Annotated in this window: 22 protein-coding genes and 1 tRNA gene; 15 read left to right on the plus strand and 8 right to left on the minus strand. The window is 45.7% G+C overall.

All coding sequences use genetic code 11. The features are described 5' to 3' along the window. Window positions 1–254 precede the first annotated feature (254 nt). From pheA to EYB58_RS15180, 6 genes are read left to right on the plus strand one after another with little or no spacing between them, the layout of a single operon-like run. Window positions 255–1,394: a prephenate dehydratase gene (gene pheA / locus EYB58_RS15155; RefSeq protein WP_111957454.1), complete on the plus strand. Its 1,140-nt coding sequence runs from the start codon at window positions 255–257 to the stop codon at window positions 1,392–1,394. Beyond that, the gene (locus EYB58_RS15160) at window positions 1,391–2,194 is read left to right on the plus strand and encodes a shikimate dehydrogenase (RefSeq protein WP_111957426.1); all 804 of its coding nucleotides are present in this window, start codon (window positions 1,391–1,393) and stop codon (window positions 2,192–2,194) included. The genes pheA and EYB58_RS15160 overlap by 4 nt, the downstream gene beginning before the upstream one ends. 18 nt (window positions 2,195–2,212) lie before the next feature. Beyond that, window positions 2,213–3,469 carry a 3-phosphoshikimate 1-carboxyvinyltransferase gene (gene aroA / locus EYB58_RS15165; protein WP_111957424.1) on the plus strand — a complete coding sequence of 419 codons (1,257 nt, stop codon included), beginning with the start codon at window positions 2,213–2,215 and terminating at the stop codon, window positions 3,467–3,469. Between the two features lie 13 nt (window positions 3,470–3,482). Continuing rightward, on the plus strand, window positions 3,483–4,016 hold the full coding sequence (gene aroL, locus EYB58_RS15170; protein WP_111957422.1) for a shikimate kinase AroL: 534 nt from the start codon (window positions 3,483–3,485) through the stop codon (window positions 4,014–4,016). Continuing rightward, on the plus strand, window positions 4,013–4,993 hold the full coding sequence (gene lplA / locus EYB58_RS15175; RefSeq protein WP_207309061.1) for a lipoate--protein ligase: 981 nt from the start codon (window positions 4,013–4,015) through the stop codon (window positions 4,991–4,993). The genes aroL and lplA overlap by 4 nt, the downstream gene beginning before the upstream one ends. 22 nt (window positions 4,994–5,015) lie before the next feature. Then, a complete protein-coding gene (locus tag EYB58_RS15180) occupies window positions 5,016–5,399 on the plus strand; it encodes a PaaI family thioesterase (RefSeq protein ID WP_111957418.1) in 384 nt (127 codons plus the stop codon). A 58-nt stretch (window positions 5,400–5,457) separates the two neighbouring features. On the opposite strand, the gene EYB58_RS15185 is transcribed toward EYB58_RS15180, so the two are convergent. The 4 genes from EYB58_RS15185 to EYB58_RS15200 all read right to left on the minus strand — a co-directional run bounded on the left by EYB58_RS15185 (window position 5,458) and on the right by EYB58_RS15200 (window position 10,401). Further along, entirely contained in the window at window positions 5,458–5,784 is a 327-nt protein-coding gene (locus EYB58_RS15185; RefSeq protein ID WP_111957416.1) for a hypothetical protein, read from the minus strand. A gap of 326 nt (window positions 5,785–6,110) precedes the next feature. After that, window positions 6,111–7,415: a TolC family protein gene (locus tag EYB58_RS15190; protein ID WP_242637388.1), complete on the minus strand. Its 1,305-nt coding sequence runs from the start codon at window positions 7,413–7,415 to the stop codon at window positions 6,111–6,113. Between the two features lie 30 nt (window positions 7,416–7,445). Continuing rightward, complete coding sequence (locus EYB58_RS15195) at window positions 7,446–9,158, minus strand: long-chain-fatty-acid--CoA ligase (protein ID WP_111957412.1); 1,713 nt, start codon at window positions 9,156–9,158, stop codon at window positions 7,446–7,448. 580 nt (window positions 9,159–9,738) lie between these two features. Next, entirely contained in the window at window positions 9,739–10,401 is a 663-nt protein-coding gene (locus EYB58_RS15200) for a TIGR04211 family SH3 domain-containing protein (protein WP_111957410.1), read from the minus strand. A gap of 163 nt (window positions 10,402–10,564) precedes the next feature. Here EYB58_RS15200 and EYB58_RS15205 point away from each other — a divergent pair, with 163 nt between their 5' ends. Beyond that, the gene (locus tag EYB58_RS15205; RefSeq protein ID WP_111957408.1) at window positions 10,565–12,007 is read left to right on the plus strand and encodes a diadenylate cyclase; all 1,443 of its coding nucleotides are present in this window, start codon (window positions 10,565–10,567) and stop codon (window positions 12,005–12,007) included. Between the two features lie 18 nt (window positions 12,008–12,025). After that, on the plus strand, window positions 12,026–13,024 hold the full coding sequence (nagZ, locus tag EYB58_RS15210; RefSeq protein WP_111957406.1) for a beta-N-acetylhexosaminidase: 999 nt from the start codon (window positions 12,026–12,028) through the stop codon (window positions 13,022–13,024). A gap of 118 nt (window positions 13,025–13,142) precedes the next feature. On the opposite strand, the gene tsaD is transcribed toward nagZ, so the two are convergent. Further along, window positions 13,143–14,168, minus strand: coding sequence for a tRNA (adenosine(37)-N6)-threonylcarbamoyltransferase complex transferase subunit TsaD (tsaD, locus tag EYB58_RS15215; protein ID WP_111957404.1), 1,026 nt, complete (start codon window positions 14,166–14,168; stop codon window positions 13,143–13,145). A gap of 23 nt (window positions 14,169–14,191) precedes the next feature. Beyond that, complete coding sequence (gene purM, locus EYB58_RS15220; RefSeq protein ID WP_111957402.1) at window positions 14,192–15,235, minus strand: phosphoribosylformylglycinamidine cyclo-ligase; 1,044 nt, start codon at window positions 15,233–15,235, stop codon at window positions 14,192–14,194. A gap of 166 nt (window positions 15,236–15,401) precedes the next feature. On the opposite strand from purM, the gene EYB58_RS15225 reads away from it, so the two are divergent. From EYB58_RS15225 to EYB58_RS15250, 6 genes are all read left to right on the plus strand, one after another. Next, entirely contained in the window at window positions 15,402–16,715 is a 1,314-nt protein-coding gene (locus EYB58_RS15225; protein ID WP_111957400.1) for a homoserine dehydrogenase, read from the plus strand. Between the two features lie 91 nt (window positions 16,716–16,806). After that, window positions 16,807–17,412 (plus strand): bifunctional phosphoserine phosphatase/homoserine phosphotransferase ThrH, encoded by a 606-nt coding sequence (thrH, locus tag EYB58_RS15230; RefSeq protein ID WP_111957398.1) that lies wholly within the window; start codon window positions 16,807–16,809, stop codon window positions 17,410–17,412. Next, a complete protein-coding gene (gene rfaE1, locus EYB58_RS15235) occupies window positions 17,413–18,378 on the plus strand; it encodes a D-glycero-beta-D-manno-heptose-7-phosphate kinase (protein ID WP_111957396.1) in 966 nt (321 codons plus the stop codon). It begins immediately after the preceding gene. A 59-nt stretch (window positions 18,379–18,437) separates the two neighbouring features. Next, window positions 18,438–18,514: transfer RNA gene (locus EYB58_RS15240), tRNA-Met, on the plus strand. A gap of 357 nt (window positions 18,515–18,871) precedes the next feature. Beyond that, complete coding sequence (locus EYB58_RS15245) at window positions 18,872–19,540, plus strand: uracil-DNA glycosylase (protein WP_111957394.1); 669 nt, start codon at window positions 18,872–18,874, stop codon at window positions 19,538–19,540. 63 nt (window positions 19,541–19,603) lie between these two features. Continuing rightward, window positions 19,604–19,795 (plus strand): FmdB family zinc ribbon protein, encoded by a 192-nt coding sequence (locus EYB58_RS15250; protein WP_111957392.1) that lies wholly within the window; start codon window positions 19,604–19,606, stop codon window positions 19,793–19,795. Window positions 19,796–19,931: 136 nt separating this feature from the next. Here the strand turns inward: EYB58_RS15250 and EYB58_RS15255 are convergent, their stop codons facing one another. After that, entirely contained in the window at window positions 19,932–20,240 is a 309-nt protein-coding gene (locus tag EYB58_RS15255) for an AF1514 family protein (protein WP_111957390.1), read from the minus strand. A 57-nt stretch (window positions 20,241–20,297) separates the two neighbouring features. Next, entirely contained in the window at window positions 20,298–21,149 is an 852-nt protein-coding gene (locus EYB58_RS15260; protein WP_111957452.1) for an aminotransferase class IV, read from the minus strand. Window positions 21,150–21,303: 154 nt separating this feature from the next. On the opposite strand from EYB58_RS15260, the gene EYB58_RS15265 reads away from it, so the two are divergent. Then, window positions 21,304–22,020 carry an EI24 domain-containing protein gene (locus tag EYB58_RS15265; protein ID WP_111957388.1) on the plus strand — a complete coding sequence of 239 codons (717 nt, stop codon included), beginning with the start codon at window positions 21,304–21,306 and terminating at the stop codon, window positions 22,018–22,020. The last annotated feature ends 751 nt before the right edge of the window (window positions 22,021–22,771 follow it).

Here is a 22,771-nt window from a genome sequence, read left to right on the forward strand (position 1 = left end):
CAGCCTGAATTGAATCTATTGACAGAAACAGGTCGGCCGTATAAAATTTTTAAAAAACATATAAGGGAAAAGATAGTTCAATGATTTTTAGCTTCAACAAAAATTTTTATTTTAGCACTCGATTTTATAGAAAGGGCAGCCTGCCTGTGGACTACTGATTTTCCCATAAATTTAACTAAGATCAATAGAACCGCAGCAGGCAGGGCCTGATGCGGTTCTTTTTATTTAAAGCCGATTATAAAAAGGAAATTAACATGACAGACCGTGAAATCAAAGATGAAGACAATCAAAAACAAACGGGTGATGATTCTTCGCCCCTGTCTCCGCTTCGTGGGGAGATTGATCGCATTGATGAACGCATTCTTGAACTGATCAACCAACGCCTTGAAATCGGTAAAAAAGTAGGGGAGATTAAAAAAAAAAAAGGCAGTCAGATTCTGGACCGAACCCGGGAACGCATGGTGATTGAGCGGCTTTCCCAGCTGAACCCCGGCCCGGCGGATGAAAGCCTGATCCAGTATATTTTTAATGTGATCATCACTGCCACACGGGAAATCCAAAAGCCTAAGACCATTGGTTATCTAGGACCTCTTGCCAGCCACTCCCATATTGCAGCCCTTCATTATTTCAACCACTGCGGGGAATTTGTAGAACAGCCCGGTTTTTTTGATATTTTCAACAATATAAAACGAAAGGAACTTCATTTCGGCATTGTCCCCGTTGAAAATTCCATTGAAGGGGCTGTCAACTATACCCTTGATCTGTTTGCCGAGTTTGAGATCCATATTACGGCAGAGCATTATGAGCCTATTTCCCATGATTTATTATCCATCACAGGGGAGCTCAAAGACGTTAAAACCGTTTACTCCCATCCCCAGGCCATTGCCCAGTGTAAAAACTGGTTGAAGAAACATCTGCCCCATGCCATAGTCATGGAGACCAGTTCTACATCAAATGCGGCGTTGATGGCCTCAAAAGATGAGCAGATTGCCGCCATTGCATCCGGCAAAGCAGCTCATTTTTACAACCTGCTGCCGGTGGCATCAAAAATACAGGACCGTGGCGGCAACATTACGCGCTTCCTTGTGATCGGGGGAGATCGTCCGGAAAGAACTGGAGATGATAAAACATCTATTATGTTTGCCACGAATCACACCCCGGGCGCCCTTTTCAGAGCGCTTTCGCCTGTGAACCGAGCCGGCCTGAACATGGTTAAACTTGAATCGAGGCCCACGCGCCACTATAACTGGAGCTATCATTTCTTCATGGATATTGAAGGGCACATCGAAGATGAAATTGTATTTCAAACCATTGAACAGATTCGAAGCCAGGCCTTGTATTTAAAGGTGTTGGGATCGTACCCGATTATGGCAAAACCGGAGATATTACAATGATTGACGCTGCCACCCGCTTATATTGTGTCTTTGGAAACCCTGCCAGGCACTCTAAAGGCCCTGTAATTCATAATACAGCGTTTAAAAATAAGGGTATCAATGCCGTTTACCTTGCCTTTGAGGTGCAGGATGCAGCCAAAGCAGTACAGGCTGTGCGCACGCTGGATATCCAGGGTGCTTCCGTGACCATTCCTTTCAAGGAATCCATCATGGAACATATTGATTGGATCGACCCCACAGCGCGGGCCATTGGTGCCGTAAACACCATCGTCAATGAAGACGGTGTGTTAAAAGGCTATAATACGGATTGTAAGGCCGCAGTTGCCCCTCTTGTCCCCTTTGGTATTTCAGGAAAAATTGTTTGCATTGTGGGTGCAGGCGGCGCAGCCCGAGCCGTGGCCCACGGTATTGCAGCCCAAAATGGGGAGATCATCATCACCAATCGAACGGAACAAAAAGGTCGGATCCTTGCTGAAACGGTTAACGCACGGTTTGTCCCTGCCAACGAGATGGCAAACATCCAGGCGGATGTGGTGATAAATACCACAAGCATAGGCATGACACCTAAGGCGGATAAAATAAGCTTTCCGCCAGAAGCATTAACATCTGAAATGGTGGTGATGGATGTGGTATATACCCCGTTAAGGACCCGGTTGCTTGAAACGGCGGAAAAAAAGGGATGCATCACCATTGACGGTTTGTCCATGTTCATTGCCCAGGCAGCAGCCCAGTTTGAATTATGGACAGGCACAACCCCTGATACGGATCTAATGCGTAACACTATTTCAGGTACTATTTAATGATAAAAGGAGAGCGTCATGAAGCAGGTAATTTCCAGAAAGATCCAGGACCAGGTGGTCAAAATTCCGGGTTCCAAGAGCATTTCACACAGGATGCTGATCTGTGCCGCCCTGGCTGACGGCATATCTGAAATTTATAATGTACTCGACAGCCAGGATATTTCATTTACCCGCAAAACCCTGGTGTGCATGGGAGCTCAAATTAAAAGCAGACAAGACGGGGTTTTGTCGGTCACAGGTTTTGGTGGCCGGCCAAAGCCCTGGCCGGATCCCATCCACCTTGGGAATTCAGGCACGTCTATGCGCCTTTTGGCAGGGATCGCCGCCCTTGGCAGTACCCCATATACCCTAACCGGGGATGAACGCATGCGTCAACGCCCCATGGGAGAGCTTTTAGATGCCCTTGGCCGTATTCGGATCAGTGCCGATTCCCAAAACAATGAAGGTACACCGCCGGTCGTGATCCAGGGTGGTGACCGGGCCGGGGGGCGTACCCTTCTTGACTGTTCCCGGTCAAGCCAGTACCTGTCTGCCCTGCTCATGGCCGGGGCTTTTTTTGACCAGGGCCTTGTGATTGATCTGACAGGGCCTGCCGTGTCCCAGCCTTATATTGATTTAACCTTGGATGTAATGAATCAGTTTGGGGTCAATGCCTTTCAGATATCTGACACCTGTTATGAGGTCCCGGGAAGCCAGACCTACTCATCCGGTACCAGATCCGTGGAGCCCGATCTGTCCAATGCCGGTTATTTCTGGGCAGCAGGTGCGGTAACAGGTGCGGATATCGGCGTGGATAATATCGGCACAACCTCGTTGCAGGGCGATTTGAAACAAGCAGATATATTTGAAAAAATGGGCTGTACGCTAAATCATGACGGCCGGGTTCTGCGAGTGAAAGGCCATCCCTTGCACGGCGTGGATGTGGATATGTCCGATACCCCGGATGCCGTGCCTGCTGTGGCTGTGACAGCCGCATTTGCAGAAGGCACCACCCGGATTACCAATATCGCCCATCTTCGGGTTAAGGAGTGCGACCGCATTGATGTCGTGTGTTCCCAGCTCACCAAGATGGGAATTAAAGCGGTGCAGGGGCCCGATTTTATGGAAATTACCGGCGGCACACCCCATGGCGCAGTCATTGAGACCTTTAACGACCATCGCATTGCCATGGCCTTTGCGGTTGCAGGCCTTAGGGTGGACGGCATGGAAATTGAAAACCCCGTGTGCGTGGAAAAATCATTCCCCACATTCTGGCAACTTTTTGACGCCCTGTAAAAAAGGAGAAACCATGGATCCCATTTTTCTTATCGGATACCGATGTACAGGTAAAACCAGTACAGGAAAGTATCTTGCCGATTTTTTGAACAAAACATTTTTGGATACGGATCTGGTTTTGGAGTCAACTTACGACACCACCATTGCACAGATGGTGGCCCGGTACGGCTGGCCTTATTTCAGGGCAAAAGAAACTGAAACGCTGATGAACCTGGATTTGGAAAACGCGCCTGTTATAGCCACGGGCGGTGGGATCATCCTTGCAGAAGAAAACAGACAGTTTTTAAAAGAGAACGGGGTGGTTGTATATCTTTATGCCACGGCATCTGTTTTGACAGCCAGAATCCGCAAAGATGAAAATAACACCGAGCGACGACCGGACCTTACCCGTGACAGCCTATCCCTTGAAACCCAGAAAATGCTTGAAATCAGAACTCCATTGTACCAGGCCCTTGCCGCTATATCCATTAACACAGAAGAATACGCTCCCAAAGCTGCGGCGTTTCAAATCATGGCCGAACTTGACCCGCAGTCCGGGAATCCATGATGCGTTGTTATTTAAATACCGGGATTGATCCGGCTTTTAACCTTGCTGCCGAACAATACTTACTGGAAAATGCAAGTGAAGACTGTTTCATGCTCTGGCGCAATCATAATACAATTGTTGTCGGCAGAAACCAGAACACCTTATCTGAAATTAATTCTGAATTTGTCAGAAAACACGACATCAACGTGGTTCGACGCATAACCGGCGGCGGGGCGGTTTACCATGATCTGGGCAATGTCAATTTTACGTTCATCAAGGTGGGTGTGCAGGCAAAAAAAATTGATTTTTCCTCCTATACCCGTCCGATTCTTGAGTATCTCAATCAACTGTCTGTGCCGGCCAGGCTTGACGGTCGCAATGACCTGATCGTGGACGGGCTTAAAATTTCCGGAAATGCCCAGCATATCCACAAAAACCGGGTACTACACCACGGCACCCTGCTTTTTGATGTGGACCTGGAAATGTTGGCCACCGTACTTTTGGTGGACCCTGAAAAATACAGGGACAAGGCCGTGCAATCCATTCGAAGCCGGGTAACTAATATCAGAAAATATCTTTTGGGTCATCCAACGGTTGAGCAATTTATGGAAAATCTTGGCCGGTATATGCAAGAAGCCCATCATGCTGTAATGACAACGCTCAGTGATGATGATTTGAAACGGATTAATGACCTTGCCGAAAAAAGATACCGGCAGTGGAACTGGAATTTTGGTGACTCCCCGGCTTATGATTTTTCCAGACCTACCCGCACCCCCGGCGGCACCATTGATATCCGGATGAAAGTAAAAGACGGAACAATTCAAGGCATTCGCATTTTCGGCGATTTTTTTGGAATTGATCCTGTCAGTGATATGGAAAAGCGGCTTACGGGATGCCGCCATGACCCCCAATCCATCAAAAAGATATTGAATGCCGTTGACATAGAGCGCTATATTAAAGATGTGACCATTGATCATCTGGTCCATTCCATGTTTTGAATATTTAAAAGGAGGATTTTTCATGGATATAATAACCCATCAATTAATAGACAATGAGCTGTGCGGAAAGCCGGTTATGGTGGAAAACGGTAAAAGCCGAGTGGAATGTACCACCACACCCCGAATGGCGGCAGATGACTCAGGTCTGGTGCATGGTGGATTCATTTTCGGACTTGCCGACTATGCTGCCATGCTTGCAGTCAATCATCCCAATGTTGTGCTTGGCGGGGCAGATGTTAAATTTCTGAAACCCGTCAAAGCAGGAGAATCTGTCTATGCCCAAGCCAGTGTCACATCAGTATCTGGTAAAATGCAGATCGTCAGCGTTGCGGTTAAACGTGAAGATGAGGTGGTTTTCAAAGGAGATTTTTCATGCTTTATCCTGGAAAAACATGTCCTTGGATAAAAAAAACCAAGCGCCATATTTTGATAAAACATGTCGCTTGGGATTTTGTGAATTATTTTTAAGCATCTTGGGGTGTTTTGATCATATCGTTTTCCATCATGTCAGCAATACCTAAAGCCGAATTGAGGGCATCGTTAATCAGGAAAAGCTGATTTTTTAATGTTTTTAACGAGGCCGGGTTGGCCGCGATTTTTTCTTCTGACGCAAGAAGTGACGAAAACAAGTTTGCTTTTTGGGCAAACCCGGATAAACGGTCACTGAATTGAACGATCTGTTTTGCCCACTTGTCCCTTTCTTCCCTTGTAAGTTCGATATTTGCGTTGTCAGTGCCGTTAATCAGGTGGTCAATCTGGTACTCCTGGGGGGTGGCAATAATTTCGTACATAGTTTGTGCTCCTTTTTCATTTAAAAAGTCCAACCGAAGGCTAAGTAAAAATTTTCGCCTACAAGGCATGGTGCCCGGCCAGGGGCAGGGCATACACATGCTATCTCGAGCGTCTGGTCAAGGGTCATAACGCAGTAAGCCAAAGATTTTTTACAACATCATTAAATTTTGTGAAGGATAAGCGGGCGCAGGACGTTCGTCAAGCTTAGATATTGAGAACATTGAGTATTCAGAGTTATTTCATCAGGGGATAACCCTAATACGCCTCTAACATTAATGCTGGATGGCATTTATTTCATTTTATATGCTTGAATGGTAATTCATTCTCATTCTTCTTTTAAAAGATAATCCAAAAGATCCCCCTGGGTATAAATAATTTTCAATATGGACAGATAAAAGGAGGAGCGGGCATTGGATATGCGTCGCTGGGCATCCACAAGCAACGTATTGGCATCCATGATATCAATACTGTCAGCCATGCCGTATTGTAACTGCATCTGAACGGCATAGAAATTTTCCTCGGCGGATTTTACTTCATCAGCAAGGTTGATCAGAGTTGATTTCGCGGTGTTAAATTCCCAAAAAGACTGCTTTGATTCAAGGATTATCTTCTTCTTTTCATTGGCCAGTGACTGCTCTGCCTGGCGCTGCCTTGCCACGGCCTGGCGTACCTGAGCTCTTCGCAGTCCGCCGTCATATAAGGTAAATACAAGCTGGGCCTGGATATATGCCTCTTCGGTATCATATCCGATTTGGGTTCCGGTTCCTGTCTCATAGGAGATATCTTTTTCCTGGTAACCGCCCTCAAGCTCAATGCGGGGCCAGTATTCACCCTTTTCATAGGCTATGGTTCGTCGGGCAATCTCAATATCCTTTCTCGCTTCCTTGATTTCATAACGGTTTTCAAGGGCATGGGATTTTATCTCTTCAAGGGTGACTGAAAAATTTTCAACATCTTTGATATCTCCCGGTGCAATGGAGAACTTATCTTCGATGCCGGTAAGTCTGACGATACCGGCCTTGGCTGTCTGAACATTATTGATCGCCACAATCTGGTTGGTTTTCGCCTTTGATAATTCCGCCTGGGCACGGTACAGGGCCGTCTTTGTCACACTGCCCACAGTGAGTTTTTCATTCACCGAATTTTTGTATGTGTTCAAGCGTTCCACTTCGGCATCCGCTACCTCCACCAGACGTTTTAAATTCAACGCCTGGATATAGGACTGGGCTATCTGGAAGATATAATCGCTTCTAATGGTCTGTTCTGAAAATTTTGTTTTTTCAATGCTTTTTTTACTGACATCATAGGCGATCAGTTCCCTGCCGCTCAGTGTAAATGACTGGGTGAGTTTGCCGCCTAACGTATTTACATCAGGTGTGTTATAATCGTCGTTCTTATAATTCAGGTAATTGCCGTATAGCCGAACTGCAGGAATGAGAACGGACTGGGCCCGCTTTTTATCCTGTTCTGCAATATAGGTCTGATCCCTGGCTATCTGGATGGTTTCTGCCTTTTCATTGGCCATTCGGCACAATTGTTTCAGGGTGTATGACGGTTTACAGATACCTTGCGCGGCAAATCCGAAAAACATTAACAATAACGCCTGAACGCAGATATGAATCTTGTTCATTTTTAACATCCTTTGTGTTGAAAACAGTTGTTAAAAATTTACCGAAAATGGTGATTCTTTATTTTGCTCTTCCGCCCTTAACTCTTTTCTCAAAATTTTTCCTACATTTGATTTCGGCAACTCATTTCGGAACTCCACGGCCACAGGCAGTTTGTATTTGGCAAGCTTGGTGCCGCAATAGTCAATGACATCCTTCTCAGTCATTGTCTCTCCTTCCTTAAGGATGACAAACGCTTTGACTGCTTCGCCACGTTTGGGATGGGGAATACCAATGGCACAGGCTTCAAGAATGTTGGGATGCTCAAACAGCACTTCGTCAATATCCCTGGGGTAGACATTGTAACCGCCGGAGATAATTATATCCTTTATGCGGTCAACAATATAGAAATAACCATTTTCGTCCATTTGGGCAATGTCCCCTGAACACAGAAAACCGTCTTCGGTGATGGTCTTGGCGGTGGCATTGGGCTGGTTTAAATAGCCTTTCATAACCTGGGGACCTTTAATAAGAAGCTCACCGGACTCTCCTATGGGCATCTGCCTGGTATGGTCTTCAAGGTCTACAATCTTGCAGACCGTGTCAGAGATGGGAAGTCCGATACTGCCCACAACCCGCTTGCCCTGGAAGGGATTGATATGGGTGACCGGTGTGCATTCGGTCAAGCCAAAGCCTTCCACGATAATGGAGCTGGTTTTTTTTTGAAAAGTGTTGATGACATCCAGCGGAAGAGGGGCGGACCCGGAAAAACAGGCCCTTATTGAACTTAGATCGATCTTTCCCATATTCGGGTGGTCTAACATGCCGATATACATGGTGGGCACCATGGGGGCAAAGGATACTTTGAATTTGGAGATGGCTTCTAACAGAGGATCAGACTGGGGTTTGGGCACTAGTACATTGCGCCAACCCATTTTGATGGCATAATTCATGGATGTGGACATGCCAAATACATGGAAAAAGGGAAGGGCGCCCAGCATGGTTTCTTGGCCTTTCACAAACTCGGGGAACCAGGCTTCAAGCTGCTGGACCTGGTAAGAGATGTTTCTGTGGCTGAGCATGACACCTTTGGAAGCCCCTGTGGTGCCGCCGGTATACTGGTACATGGCCACATCGTCCATTGTGACATCCGCCTGACTTGTGTCCGGAGCGTATTTGGCAATTACATCCTGGAATTTATACAGGTTGGGTGCAGGGCCAACATCTTTGGTCAGCCCGTTTTTTTTGGCTAATAGAGGAAAAAACAGGCGTTTGCCAAAGGAAAGGTAATCGCAGATGGAAGTATAAACAATGGTCGAAATATCCGTTTTTTTCCGAAGTTTTACCATGCGGTCTGCTAGGAGATCCAGGGTGATCAAACATTTGACGCCTGAATCCGTGAACTGGGGCTCAAGTTCCCTGTCTGCGTATAGCGGATTATTAAATACAACAATACCGCCAATTTTTAATGTCGCATAATAAGCGACCACGCAGGGGATGACATTGGGCAGCAGAATGGCTACACGGTCCCCTTTTTTTATGCCGAATTTTTTCAGAGCTGTGGCAAATCTGCAGACGGTGTCATTGAGTTGCGTGAAGGTCATGGCATATCCCTGGAAGATCAACGCCGAGTTATGGGGAAAGGCTTTTGCTGATTGCTCAAGATACTGAGAAATCAGAATGTCCTGATAGTCAACGTGCCGGGGAACTCCTCGGGCATAAGATTCAGTCCAGATTTTTTTTCCATAAGCGCTTGAGTCAGACAAGGCTTTCTCCTCTGAATAAGAAAAATTGAAAATTTAAAGGAAAATAAAAAGTATGAATGGTATCGTAATTGATAGAAAGAAATGAATCGCCCTGTCAAGAAAAAAGTAAGGAAACATTAAAATATGTTAAATTTTGTAAAGGAACGGGCTCCAGCGTTACATCGCAGTTCATTCCGTGCAGCTTAGGACCTCAGATTAAATAAGTTGGGCAGAAATAACGCTGAATTTTGATTCATTTACAAGGCGCATTAAAGGTTGAATAGCAGGAGGCCTATTGGGCCTTGGATCCAACGAAGTAGATGGGCCAAAAGGCAAGCTATTTCGTTCAAGTTATTTAATCTGCGGTCCTTAATGTCATTTTGCTATAACAGCCATGGGCTGTCCTAATCTATCAAAATTCAGGCTCAATTCACAATAAATATTCAAAGATATATGGAGGTTACACATATTTTTTATAAAATATAAGTTGTGACATGGGTATTATGTCCGATGTTACATTCGTAAGCGCATCGATATTGATGGCGCAAACTAATGTATACATCCTTCATACATCATCGTTCTTTTAGACGAAGGTGTAAGATCAGTCCAGCAATGAGCCTGAACTACTCTGTCTGGAAGATATACTCAGGCCAATAACCCAGCCAAGAAGAAGCACGCCTACACCGGCCAAAAACCATTTAATCATGCCGGTTTTAAATAAAAATTTGTTCTTTCCCTGTTCTTGGGAAAGTGTGGCGGACAATGATGCGTTCTTGGTTTTAAGGCGTTTGTTTTCTTCTAACGTACCGGTTATATTGGCAGAGGCAGCCTTAAGCGCAGTGTGTTTTAATTTTAAGGTTTCAAGGTTTTGGGTCAGGGACTGGTTCTCTTTTTTAAGTTGTTCCATGACAACCTGGTCTGCCTGTTCCGACAATGCCTTTATTTTTTCTTCAAGGGCGGCATTTTCTTTTTTTAACTGGGCTATTATTATTGATTTGGGTGGATCTGTTACAACATAGCTTTTGTCCACCCATCCCTGCTCTCCGGATGAAAGTGCCACCTTAAGGTAGCCGTTGCTTTCTTTAATTATGGTTAACGGGGTGTCGCTTTTTAAAGCAGAGATCACAGGATAGCCGGGGCCAGGTCCCTTTCTGAATGTAAGAATGAGCATATCAGAGACATAAGCGGTCTGGGCATGGCATAACGCTGTAGTTCCGACAATAATTAGAACAACCGCACAAATTCGTGAAAATAGTTTCATCATTATTCATTGCCTCCTTAACAGTTTTTAGTTAATTATCAGTCCTTCCTTGTTTTTACAACACCTGGCATGTAAAAAAAACTTGCCAAACCGCGTGGAACATGGGATCAATCATTACTCCCTGTCATTAATTACAGTCTGTTAAATTAAAATAAACGGTTGGCGTATGAATCAGGACTCTTTCAAGAAATTGTGTATTGCCAATATCCTTAACGGGGTGTCTGACGGGTTGCGCAGGTATTCCAATCCCAGCCGCGTTGCTCTGCTGTTTGCACAGGGCCCTGATGACCCTATTCAGGTCTTTGATCCCCAGGATCTTTTATTCGGGCATGAAACCGTGCTTGAAGAGGTGTTCATTGTTCACCAGGAATCCTGGCGGCAGCAGATTGTGGAGCAAATTGAAGGTCAGCCCAAAGGCCATCTGATCCCCCAGGAAAATCTGGGTTTGTCAGGACTTATTGCGTTTGCAGGTGCAAGCAGTGAATTTTTTTATCAGGTCTGGTTTACTGAGCATCATCCTGATATGTGTTCCACCAAACCGACGAAAACATGGCTTGAACAGGCTGCTTCCCTGCTTGTCCATGACTATACATCGGGCAATCCACCCATCAACTGTTCGGATTATGTGCTTAAAAATTATGCACTTCAGGCCATAGCCGATTACATGGTGGATGAGCGCAACAGCCATCTGGGGTATGATACCAAAATTCAGATCCCAACGATTCTAAACTATATTCTTTCCATTTCAAAAACCAGAGAAGAGGGGTCCTGGGCAAGGGGAGAGCTTTTTTTTACGGACCCGGTCAATATAGAGACCATTGATTTTTTGACCATGTTTCGGCGTAATGAAAGGCCGGTAATTTCCAATATCAAACACATCAGAAAACTTCTTGTCAGTGTGGAGCGGTCAAATCGTAAACTGGTTTCCGACGGCAATTATGTTGTGGGGATCACATTGGCCCGTGTGCCCGAGTATGCCATTCTCGCTGATTTCAGGGGCGATCACGGCTTCTTGAGTCTGGGCACCCAGAAACTCGCCTCATTTTGTGACGGCAATTTTTATTCCACCACCAGGGAGAATAAGCTGGTGGAGTTGGAAGAACTGCTTTTGGATTCACAGCTTGATATCGAGACTGCCGGTACCCTGTTCAGTGTGGTGTCCGGGTTGATACACAAGGCAGGGCATTCACATTACGGCAGTACCGTGGTGATTGATATGAACGATGAACCCCTGGTGTTGTCTGGCCATGTGCTGGATCCCTCGTTATGCCTTTTGAATTCAGATAATTATGACCTAGCCTCGGCATTCATGCGCATTGACGGTGCAGTGCATATAACACCAGATGCCAAAATTCGCGGATTCGGTTGTCTTCTGGACGGGCAGTCCGTTACCTGGGAAAACATGGCACGGGGTGCAAGATACAACTCTGCATTGAGATTTTCCGCCACAACATCAAAAGTGATTGTGGTTGTAGTTTCTTCTGACAGACCTATTTCAATCATATATAATGGCATTGAATTGAACGGCACATCAAGGTGGAAACCCATTTACCAGTACATGCCGAAAATATTAACCCTTGAACAGCATTTGCATGGTGTGCAGATATAATGATTTTTATGATTTGTTATGACTCAATTTAATTTTCAATCATTACCGGATTTAGCCGGCCAGCGTCTGATGCTCGGGTTTGACGGTCAGACCCTTAATGCTGAATTAAAACATCTGATAAAAAATTACAGGACCGGGGGGATTATCCTGTTCCGGCCTAATATTGAATCGGCGGACCAGTTGCGCCGTCTGTGCATGGATGCCCGAAAATATGCACTGGACCAAGGTTTGCCGGATTTGTTTGTTGCCGTGGACCAGGAAGGCGGGCCGGTGGCAAGACTGCGTAAACCCTTTACTGAGTTCCCCGGCAACCCCCATATGAAAACCCTTGAAGACGCCCGGGAATTTGCCCGGATTACCGCATCAGAGTTGTCTGATATGGGTATTAACATGAATATGGCCCCGGTTATGGATGTGGCCCCCCCGGATGTGGATTCCATCATGAAAGACCGGGCGTTTACAGGGAATGCAAACCGTGTATCCCAACTGGGCACTGCTGTGATCCATGGGCTTCAAAGGGGTGGGATCATGGCCGTGGCCAAACATTTTCCCGGTATCGGCAGAACAGTAAAGGATTCTCATTTTTTCCTGCCTGAACTGGATGCGGAACTGTCCGATTTAAAACAGATCGATCTGGTTCCTTTTGAAGCTGCAAAAAAAGCAGGCGTTTCAGGGATTATGATGTCCCATATCTTGTACCCCAAGATAGATCCAGACTGGCAGGCCAGTCTGTCAAAGACCTTTGCATACGATCTATTAAGAACGGATATGGGATATCAGGGCCTTGTCATGACCGACGATCTTGACATGAAGGCCATCAACCATGATATGGATACCTGTATTCAAAGGATCATGGCTGCACAAATAGACATGGCGCTTGTCTGCCATGCCGGACCCAATATTGCCGAAGCCAGGGACGCCGTGATGCGATATCTTGAAAATGACAGGGAAATGTTTGAATCAGGTCGGACCTGTGTGAAACGGATTATAGCGGCCAAGGAAAGTTTTTTTGGTTGATGCTATTTTTTAAATTTTGCTTCTGCTCGAATTTATGATCTGGAACAAAAAAAACATGTAGTGTCTGAAGGAAAACTATTTTGGGACGCAGAGTAGTTGCCCATCTGCGGCGTTGGGGTCAAACAATAGGAACCACAGATTTTATCCGGGAATACACATCATCTCCCAAGCCGCATACCTGGTTGTCCCGGATCATTTCCCAACCTCTGGCTGCAATCATGGCCGCATTATCTCCGCACAAGGACAAGGGGGGTGAAAATACTTTCATTTTATACCGTTCAGCCCTTTTAGAAAGGATGTCAACAAAGGTTCGGTTGGCAGAAACTCCGCCTGCAATGCCGATGTCGAAGCAGTTTTTATTCTTGGCTGCGGCAATAAGTTTTGTGGACAGCACATCAATGACAGCCATTTGGAATCCGGCTGCCACATGGGCGGGCCGGCCTTGGCTCATATCCGGACCCATATCAGGGTGTTCATGCAGGTGCCGGGCCACCGCAGATTTAAGTCCGCTAAAACTAAAGTCAAAGTTGTCTTTTTTAAGCATGCTTCTGGGAAATTTGATTTTTTCAGGGTCCCCGTTTTTTGCCAGGGCTTCAATGGCAGGTCCGCCCGGATAGCTTAATCCCATCATTTTGGCCACCTTGTCAAAGGCCTCTCCTGCCGCATCATCCCGGGTCTGGCCCATGAGGGTGAATGCGCCGGGCCCTTTTACAAGATAAATATTGGTGTGTCCGCCTGATACCACAAGGGCGATGAATGGGAAGCTGGGGCGGTGATCCAAAAGCTGTAAAGAGCAGATATGGGCTTCAAGATGATTAACACCGGCCAGGGGCAGATTTCGTGCCCAAGCCAGGGCTCTGGCATAGGAAAATCCCACCAGAAGTGCGCCTATCAGTCCGGGACCTTGGGTGGCGGCAATGCCGTCAATGTCATCCAAGCTGACACCAGCCTGCGCCAGAGCCTGGTCCACCACCGGATCTATGGCCTCAATGTGCATACGCGATGCAAGTTCCGGCACCACACCGCCGTATATGGCATGGGTGGACACCTGGGAGGAGACAACAGACGAGCGCGTGCGTACACCGTCTTCCACGACTGCTGCTGCAGTTTCGTCGCAGGATGATTCAATCCCGAGAATGAGCATGGGTTTAATTTCCGACAGGATAATCAGACGTACTGGGTCTGGTTCTCGTTGTTTTCCCTTTCCAGGATTTCACCTATCAGATAAGCTTTTTCTTCCATGGCGCTTAGTCTGTCCATGACTTCCTGGGCGGATTTTTCAGGGACCACCACCACCATGCCGATGCCGTTGTTAAAGGTTCTGTGCATGTCATGTTCCGGCACATTGCCTTCCTGTTGGATGATGTTGAATATGGGGGGAATCTGCCATGATCCGTTATGAATGATGGCCTTGCATGCCTGGGGAATAACCCGGATAATGTTTTCATCTATACCGCCGCCTGTGATGTGAACCAGCCCGTGAACAGGCAGGTCGCGCATTAAGCTCAAAATGGTATATACATATATGATGGTGGGTTTGAGCAGTTCTTCTCCAAGCGTGCCATCAAGATCTTGTAGACGGGTATTGACGTCATACCCGCATTTGTCAAAGAAAACTTTGCGCACTAAAGAAAATCCATTGGAATGAACCCCTGAAGAGGCAATGCCGATGAGTTTGTGCCCTGGCCGAATGTAGGAGCCGTCAATGATTTTGTCATTGTCAACAATGCCAACGGAAAAACCTGACAAATCATATTCGCCCCCTTGGTACATGCCGGGCATTTCAGCCGTTTCACCGCCGATCAGTGCACAGCCGGCCTGGGTGCAGCCTTGGGCAATACCTGAAATTATTTTTTCAGCTACGGAGTTATCCAGTGTGCCCATGGCAAGATAATCCAGAAAAAATAAGGGCTTAGCCCCCTGGACAATGATGTCGTTGACGCACATGGCCACCAGGTCTATACCGATGGTGTCGTGCTTGTTCATCTGGAATGCGATTTTCAGCTTGGTACCTACACCGTCTGTGGAACTAACCAGTACCGGGTTAGAAATATTGGTCAGGTTCAAGGAAAAAAGTCCGCCGAAACCACCAATGTCTCCCATGACACCGGCTCGTGGGGTAGATTGGGCAATACTTTTTATCCGGTCTACCAGCTGAGTGGCTTTATCAATATCAACGCCGGAATCCGCATATGTCAAAGAGTCGTTCATCTTATATTTCACCTATGGCATTTAAAAGATCTGTTAATCCCTTTAAAGTCGTCAATCATACGCCCAAAGCCCGTAAAAAGTCAAAAGCTTTTTGACAAGGGATACCTGGATGAAGTATTAAATGGATAATTTTTAAACACGGGACTATTTTGGAGAAAATATCTTCATGAAAACAATTCATATCGGCATACTTGGATTTGGTGTAGTAGGGGCAGGTGTGGCAAAATTGCTCAAGGAAAAAAAAGAACTGCTTGAATCTCGAATCGGCGCCTGTCTGAACCTTAAAGCCATTGCTGACCTTGACATTATAACGGATCGGGGTGTCGATCTGACCGGTACCCAATTAACAACCGATGCCACATCAGTTATTGATGACCCTGACATTGACATTATTGTGGAGCTTATCGGCGGGCAAACCGTAGCCAGGGATTTTATTCTTAAGATTCTTGAAAACAAAAAGCATGTGGTGACCGCAAATAAGGCACTTTTGGCTGGTTTTGGTAATGAACTGGTTCGCATTGCCGGAAAAAATCAGGTTGATTTGGCATTTGAAGCCTCCTGTGGGGGATGCATGCCTGTTATAAAAAGCCTGAGGGAATCTTTGGTTGCCAACGACATTCATGCCATGTGTGGAATCCTCAACGGTACCTGCAATTATATTTTAAGCAAGATGACCCGGGATGGCTCTCTGTTTGAGGATGCTTTAAAAAAGGCTCAGGAGTTGGGGTTTGCAGAGGCTGAACCGTCCCTGGATGTGGATGGATATGATACGGCTCATAAACTTGCCATTTTGAGTGCCCTGGCCCATGGTATGGAAATCAACCTTGATGATATTCATGTGGAGGGTATCCGGAACATCGGTCCGACTGATATTGGGTTTGCAAGAGATTTCGGCTATACTATTAAACTGCTTGCCATAGGAAAAAAACATGCGAATCATGTTGAAGCCCGGGTACATCCGACCATGATTCCCTGTTCCAATCCTTTATCCCATGTGGATCATTCCATGAATGCAATTGCCATTGATGCAGACGCCACAGGCAGAACCATGCTTTATGGTCACGGGGCAGGCATGATGCCCACAGCCTCGGCTGTCCTTTCGGATATAGCCGATATTGCCAGAAACATTATTACCGATACCCGGCGCAGGGTTCCCACTTTGGGGTGTCCCGAAGAAAATATTCGAAAAACACCTATTCTGCCCATGGCCCAGTTGTCCACCCGGTATTATCTGCGTTTTGAGGCCCAGGACCATCCGGGTGTCTTGTCTACAATTTCAGGTGTTTTAGGTGAAAATGATATCAGCATAAAATCTGTCCATCAAAAAGGGCGTAATGCCAATGGTCAGGTGCCCATTGTCATGCTGACTCATTTGGCCAAGGAAAGTAGGGTTCAAACGGCCCTTGCCCAAATTGTTCAAACAGACTGCGTGTTGGGACAACCTGTTGTTATCCGCATTGAAGATGACGACACTGAGTAGTGCATAGCTATTTGCGTTGTAATTATGCCCCGGTATCCGGGATAAAAGTAGAAGCATCGATAGATTAAACAAGACAAGAAGGGTTAAAGGAATGAAAATACTTGTTGCAGATCTGGAAGGGGTCTTTTTGCCTGAAATCTGGATCAATGTGGCCAAAAAAACCGGGATTGAGGAACTTAAACTGACCACCCGGGATATCAGCGATTATGATGTGCTCATGACTAAGCGTCTGTCCATACTTGATGAGCATAATCTGACACTTAAGGATATCCAGGCCGTCATTGCAGGTCTTGATCCCCTTGACGGCGCAAAGCAGATGCTGGACTGGATACGGAAACAAACCCAGATCATTATTCTGTCCGATACCTTTGAAGAGTTTGCCGGGCCGCTGATGGCAAAACTGGGCTTTCCTGCACTACTTTGCCATAACCTGACTGTGGACGCAACAAACCGTATTACCGGATACAATCTGAGAATAGATAATCAGAAAGCCCGGGCCGTTAAAGCCCTCCAAGGCCTGAACTATCATGTCATTGCATTTGGCGATTCCTACAATGATACCGGTATGATCCAGGCGGCAGACCAGGGTTTTTTCTTTAGGCCCCCTGAATCCATTACCGAGGATTTTCCTGATATTCCCATTACCCGCTCCTATGATGAGCTTAAGGTCATGCTTACCAATCTTTTGGCAAACTGAATGATAGACGTTGATAAATTTAAAGAGCTGCGGGTGCTTGTTATCGGGGACTTAATGCTCGATGAGTATCTGTGGGGAAGGGTTGAGAGGATTTCACCGGAAGCGCCTGTTCCTGTGGTGGCCGTGGAAAAAAAGAGCCATACACTGGGCGGAGCTGGCAATGTGATAAATAATCTTTCTGCCATGGGAGCAAAGGTTTTTGCCATGGGTGCCGTGGGTGCGGGGCCAGCCGGCCGTGACGTTTTAAAAAAGCTTGAAGCGTTGAGCGTTGATGTCACAGGAGTAATCAGTGAGCCGGATCGTCCCACAACACGGAAAACTCGAATCATTGCAGCTAGTCAACAAATGCTTCGCATCGACAGGGAGGTCAGCCACCGGATTAGTTCCCATACGCTTGATATATTAACCCGGATCATTGCCGGCTACATAGACAAAATGGATCTTGTTATTATTTCAGATTATGATAAGGGCCTTGTAACTCGTGAGCTTGTAGCCTTTATTGTTGATATATCAAAGAAATCAGGTGTTATGACCCTGGCAGATCCCAAGTCCATGGATTTTTCCAAATACATGGGGGTAACTGTTTTGACCCCAAATAAAAAAGAAGCTGCAATTGCCGCCGGTATACAAATTCAAACTCCTGAAGAGATGGCAGAGGCCGCAGCAAAGATAATTGCCCTGGCCGGGCTTGATAAACTTCTTATCACCTGCGGAAAGGCCGGCATGGTTCTATATGAAGCCGGAAAGCCTGCTGTTACTATTGCATCTAAAGCAAGGCAGGTCTTTGACGTGTCAGGGGCCGGGGATACGGTTATCTCTCTTTTGGGGCTGGGGCTGGCATCGGGCGCCACGTTTGAAGCGGCTGCCGGGTTGGCCAATCTTGCGGCAGGCATCGTGGTGGCCAAGGTAGGCACCGCAACCGCCTCTATTGATGAGTTAAAACAATGTCTTATGATAAATATTTGAATTCGATAAAAATTGTGCTTGACTCAAACGATCCTTTGATCTATATTCTCTCTCGTTGTTGCGGGGTGGAGCAGTCTGGTAGCTCGTCGGGCTCATAACCCGAAGGTCGTTGGTTCAAATCCTTCCCCCGCTACCAAAAAAAATAGAGGCTCCCAGTGTTTTCGCTGGGAGCCTTTGTAGTTTATTGAAGAGGAAGAGGGCGTTTTTGTGACACTTTTTTTAATCCTCTTGTTTTTTTTCAACCGAAGCTAAAAATTGACTGCTATCGTTTCGTCCTTTTTGAGGAGCCCGGGCAGAATGATATCGAAAAATTATTTGCAAAGCAGAGTGCCCGAGCACGTTCTTTACCCAGCCAATATCGTCACCTGCTGAAATCATCATCGTGGCAAAGGGGTGACGGGTTTGAACTGGTGATCCGTAACTCAAAACAGCGTTTTCTATGGCTGGTTTCCATTTTTAGTATGGTGAAGATTTTGAATTGAGACAATTGAGAATGATTAACCATTTTTTTAAGCTGTTGCATAAACCTGCAGCTAAACAGGTTTTCAATCCTTGGGTTGAGGTGGATAAAGAAAATGACATTGATAAAACCGCTCCCGGGAAAAGAGTGTTGAACCTGAAATGTTACCTGGAAGAACGTATAAATGCGGAATACCTACTTCTGGCAGAGGCGTTGGGGTATCAAGGCGGTCATTTTACAGGTATTCCCATGACCTCAGAACGGATTATTCTTGGGCATAAGACGGATCAAGGGATCGAACCTTATCATGTATGCAGATCACCGCTTTACAGGACAAGCAACACGAAGAAGCAGAAGGATGGTTTCAACGAACCTACTGCAACAATTGTCTGGGGAAAGTTGATCAGCGAGGGATTGGACACAAGGAATTTTGTTCTCTGGAATGCCTTTCCCTGGCATCCATATAAAAAATCAAAAGGCTTATTGTCCAACAGGACGCCGACCAATACTGAGATGATGGGCGGGGCACAGGTGCTTGAGGCACTTTTACAGGCATTTGATTTTAAGAGAATCATAGCGCTTGGCAATAAAGCTGATGGGTCCCTTAGAACCATGGGCATAAAAACAGAAAAAGTCAGGCATCCTGCCATGGGTGGGGCAGAACGTTTTAGGGAACAGTTCTTAAAAATTGTAAAAAGATAGTGGGGGATACCGAATTCAAGGGAATAACTTGAATGAAAATTTCATCTATAAGGAGGTTTATTCATGCCTATTTTTGAATACACGTGTAAAAAATGTGGGAAAGAGTTTGAGAGGGTTGTTTTTTCAAGTGAAGAAAAGGGAATCACTTGTCCTGAATGCAAAAGCAAGGATGTTAAAAAAAATATGAGCGCATCTACTTTTATGGGTGCAAGTATTGGTACCTGTGCAACGTCTTTCCCCAATGGCCCGTCATGAGCGCAATGAATGAATCTTCAGGTTGAAGATTAAAAAGAGCGATCCAAATGGGGGGAGGGCATAGCCGTTCCCTTGGGATGTCTCAGCAACCCATAAGCATTTTCCGGTATTTACAATGCCCCCCAGGAAGTAATAATCAGAAATCCTCAATTGTCAGGATCATGAAAATATATTCACCATTATTAATATTAATGGTCAGATTAGCGCCCCTTACCTGGGCATAATAAATCCAAGCAGGCTTTTTTTGTGTACCGCATTCACGGGTGGGGTAAAATTCGCCTGTTTTTCCATTTTTCCAGGACAGAATCATGCAACTTTTGCTTTTTTTTTGTGCAATTTTTTTTGCTAAGGCTTCCGCCTGCTGAAAATTGAGGTTGGGATCATCTACGGTTTCTTCTATCACTTCATGGAATGTGTTGCCCGGATCTGAAAAAAATTGTGTCATTTTATTATCCATTCAGGAACGGGCCCTAAATAACTTGCCCATTTCTTAATATTACCGTCAAACAACAGACGATGAATTAGATGTGCCACCCTGCTGATTTTTCATTGCCTCAATTAAAGCCCTGGTGCCGGGACCGGGTAGGCCGGTGCCGATAACATGGTCATTTACCTGGATCACAGGCACGATGCCTTTGTTGGTTCCGGTGATGAACAGTTCAGAGGCAGACAGCAGGGTATCCAGGGAAAGATCCTGTTCAGAGACAGGAAATAGCTTTTCCCCAAGGGCCAGAACGGTTTTTCGGGTTATACCCTTGAGCACCCCATTTTCAGGTGTGACCAAGGTACCGTCAACCAGGGCAAATAGATTACTGGTGGTGCCTTCAAGAACCATGTTGTCCCGAGTCATATACAACGCCTCCACAGCACCTTGGGCCTTTGCCTTTTTTAAGGCCAGAACGGCTGGGATGTAATTGGTGGCCTTGGCATCGGGGAGCACACGCTGCTGGAAGAAGGTGATCACCTTGACGCCTTTTGTATACCACTGGGCAGGCAGGGCAGGAATATCAGTTGCCAGAATAATCAGTCTGGGATTATCCGCCGGGCTGAAAAAATCCGGGCTGGATCCCCCGGTCACAAGGATGCGGATATTAGCCTCATCCATATGTGTATTTTTTTCAATTACTTTCAGAACAAGTTCCTTGATCTCTTGTTTAGTCCATGCCGGTGTCAGACCGATTTTTGTGGCCGATGACAAAAGCCGGTCAATGTGCGCATCAAGGCAGTAGGGTTTACCCCCGATTGTTCTGATAATATCGCAAACTGCATACCCCCTGAGCACAGCCAGATCATCCACAGGAATCATCGCCTTGTCCCAGGGTAGAAATTTTCCATCCACATAAACTGTTTTCAATGCAAATGCCTTTTGTAAAATTGAAAAATAAAGCCAGATATAGTAAAAACTCATAGTTAATATACGCATGCTTCGGCATGTTTCAATCGGAAAACAAAAATAGATCAGGAAAGCAAATTATTGCTTGACCAGCTCGACAAAGGAGAAAAACAACATGGGATTGATCGCAGGCATTCAATATAATATCAAGGGCGTTGCTCTGGCGTTTAGAACACCATCTCTTTTAATGCTCGGACTGATAAGATTTGTGGTGGTTGTTCTGTTGAGCCTTGTTTTGTCTGGCATGGTGCTTTACTGGCACAATGATATCTTTTCCATGATATGGCAAATGCCCGAGTCCCGGTGGTTGATCTGGCTGTGGCAAAGTGTTTCCTGGATTCTGACATTTTTATTGATGGCGTTTTCCATGCTGGCCGCCTATCTGATTTCCCAGGTTCTTTTCTGTGTTTTCATCATGGATTATATGTCCCGGATCACAGAGAGCATGGTGCTTGGACACGAACTCCCGGGTGCCCATACATCGATATTCGGGTTGTTTTGGTATCTGATTCGTCAGGAAATCCCCAGAGCCGTGGTGCCTATACTGATATCGGTGGTCCTGATGATTATCGGGTTGTTTACACCTGTCAGCCTTATCATCATCGCCATGTCATCTGTGGTGGCAGGTATCTTTTTGGCCTGGGACAATACCGATCTTGTTCCTGCCAGACGCATGGTGCCGTTTAAAGAGCGGTTTAAATTTCTAAAGAAAAATTTATTTTTTCATATTGGATTCGGGTTGTTGTTTCTTGTGCCTTGGGTTAATATCATTTTCCTTTCATTTGCCCCGGTGGGTGCTACCTTATATTATATAGACAAAGAAAAAAACTGACATGGTCCTGGATGTAATCTGTAAAAAGACAGACCGACAAACACAGAAAAAAAGTGCCCCTGGGGTTCAACCGACGATAGAACCGGTTATTTTGTGTAAAAACTGCAATGCAGTTGTGACAAAACCTGAATTTGCCGTTCATACAAGGCAGGGATTTTCTCAAACCTTTGCTAATCCGGCTGGACATGTATTTGAGATCGGATGTTTTACCAAAGCGTCCGGTTGTTTTCAAGAATCACCTCCATCCAGCGAATTTACATGGTATCCGGGATTTGACTGGTGCATTGGCATATGCCGTAATTGTACTTTTCACCTTGGATGGATTTTTTTGCCTGCTGGACAAGGCTCGGGTTCAAAATTTTATGGGCTGATTTTAGAGCATCTTATTTTTCCATAATGCGCATATCGCGATTTTTGTCTTTTCAACATGGATGAAATTGACAAGCAACTATCTAAAATACAAAAGAGTTGTTGTTTTTTTCAACGGTGTAGTACTTCAAACAACGATCTGCAAAGCGGCTACAGCATTAATAAGTAATCATTTTACATGTGATTTATTATCTGCTATAGAATCTTTGGTTAAATAAAATATAGGTAGATAGCAGTTCCACCGTGCCTTGAGGGTACCTAATTTTGACTGCTCAATGCCAGATCGAGCAGCATTAAATAAGATAGGGATATTGGCTATGAGTTTTCGAAAAAAACTTGATCTCAAGAATTTCGCTGTTCCGATAATTTCTTTGGAAAATAT

Origin of the sequence: Desulfobacter hydrogenophilus (assembly GCF_004319545.1) — a bacterium.
In the GTDB taxonomy this organism is placed as follows: Bacteria; Desulfobacterota; Desulfobacteria; order Desulfobacterales; family Desulfobacteraceae; genus Desulfobacter; species Desulfobacter hydrogenophilus.

Coding starts and splice junctions, on each gene's coding strand:
- pheA (WP_111957454.1), top strand. CDS start 255: ATGACAGACCGTGAAATCAAAGATGAAGACAATCAAAAACAAACGGGT.
- EYB58_RS15160 (WP_111957426.1), top strand. CDS start 1,391: ATGATTGACGCTGCCACCCGCTTATATTGTGTCTTTGGAAACCCTGCC.
- aroA (WP_111957424.1), top strand. CDS start 2,213: ATGAAGCAGGTAATTTCCAGAAAGATCCAGGACCAGGTGGTCAAAATT.
- aroL (WP_111957422.1), top strand. CDS start 3,483: ATGGATCCCATTTTTCTTATCGGATACCGATGTACAGGTAAAACCAGT.
- lplA (WP_207309061.1), top strand. CDS start 4,013: ATGATGCGTTGTTATTTAAATACCGGGATTGATCCGGCTTTTAACCTT.
- EYB58_RS15180 (WP_111957418.1), top strand. CDS start 5,016: ATGGATATAATAACCCATCAATTAATAGACAATGAGCTGTGCGGAAAG.
- EYB58_RS15185 (WP_111957416.1), bottom strand. CDS start 5,784: ATGTACGAAATTATTGCCACCCCCCAGGAGTACCAGATTGACCACCTG.
- EYB58_RS15190 (WP_242637388.1), bottom strand. CDS start 7,415: ATGAACAAGATTCATATCTGCGTTCAGGCGTTATTGTTAATGTTTTTC.
- EYB58_RS15200 (WP_111957410.1), bottom strand. CDS start 10,401: ATGATGAAACTATTTTCACGAATTTGTGCGGTTGTTCTAATTATTGTC.
- EYB58_RS15205 (WP_111957408.1), top strand. CDS start 10,565: ATGAATCAGGACTCTTTCAAGAAATTGTGTATTGCCAATATCCTTAAC.
- nagZ (WP_111957406.1), top strand. CDS start 12,026: ATGACTCAATTTAATTTTCAATCATTACCGGATTTAGCCGGCCAGCGT.
- tsaD (WP_111957404.1), bottom strand. CDS start 14,168: ATGCTCATTCTCGGGATTGAATCATCCTGCGACGAAACTGCAGCAGCA.
- purM (WP_111957402.1), bottom strand. CDS start 15,235: ATGAACGACTCTTTGACATATGCGGATTCCGGCGTTGATATTGATAAA.
- EYB58_RS15225 (WP_111957400.1), top strand. CDS start 15,402: ATGAAAACAATTCATATCGGCATACTTGGATTTGGTGTAGTAGGGGCA.
- thrH (WP_111957398.1), top strand. CDS start 16,807: ATGAAAATACTTGTTGCAGATCTGGAAGGGGTCTTTTTGCCTGAAATC.
- rfaE1 (WP_111957396.1), top strand. CDS start 17,413: ATGATAGACGTTGATAAATTTAAAGAGCTGCGGGTGCTTGTTATCGGG.
- EYB58_RS15245 (WP_111957394.1), top strand. CDS start 18,872: ATGATTAACCATTTTTTTAAGCTGTTGCATAAACCTGCAGCTAAACAG.
- EYB58_RS15250 (WP_111957392.1), top strand. CDS start 19,604: ATGCCTATTTTTGAATACACGTGTAAAAAATGTGGGAAAGAGTTTGAG.
- EYB58_RS15255 (WP_111957390.1), bottom strand. CDS start 20,240: ATGACACAATTTTTTTCAGATCCGGGCAACACATTCCATGAAGTGATA.
- EYB58_RS15265 (WP_111957388.1), top strand. CDS start 21,304: ATGGGATTGATCGCAGGCATTCAATATAATATCAAGGGCGTTGCTCTG.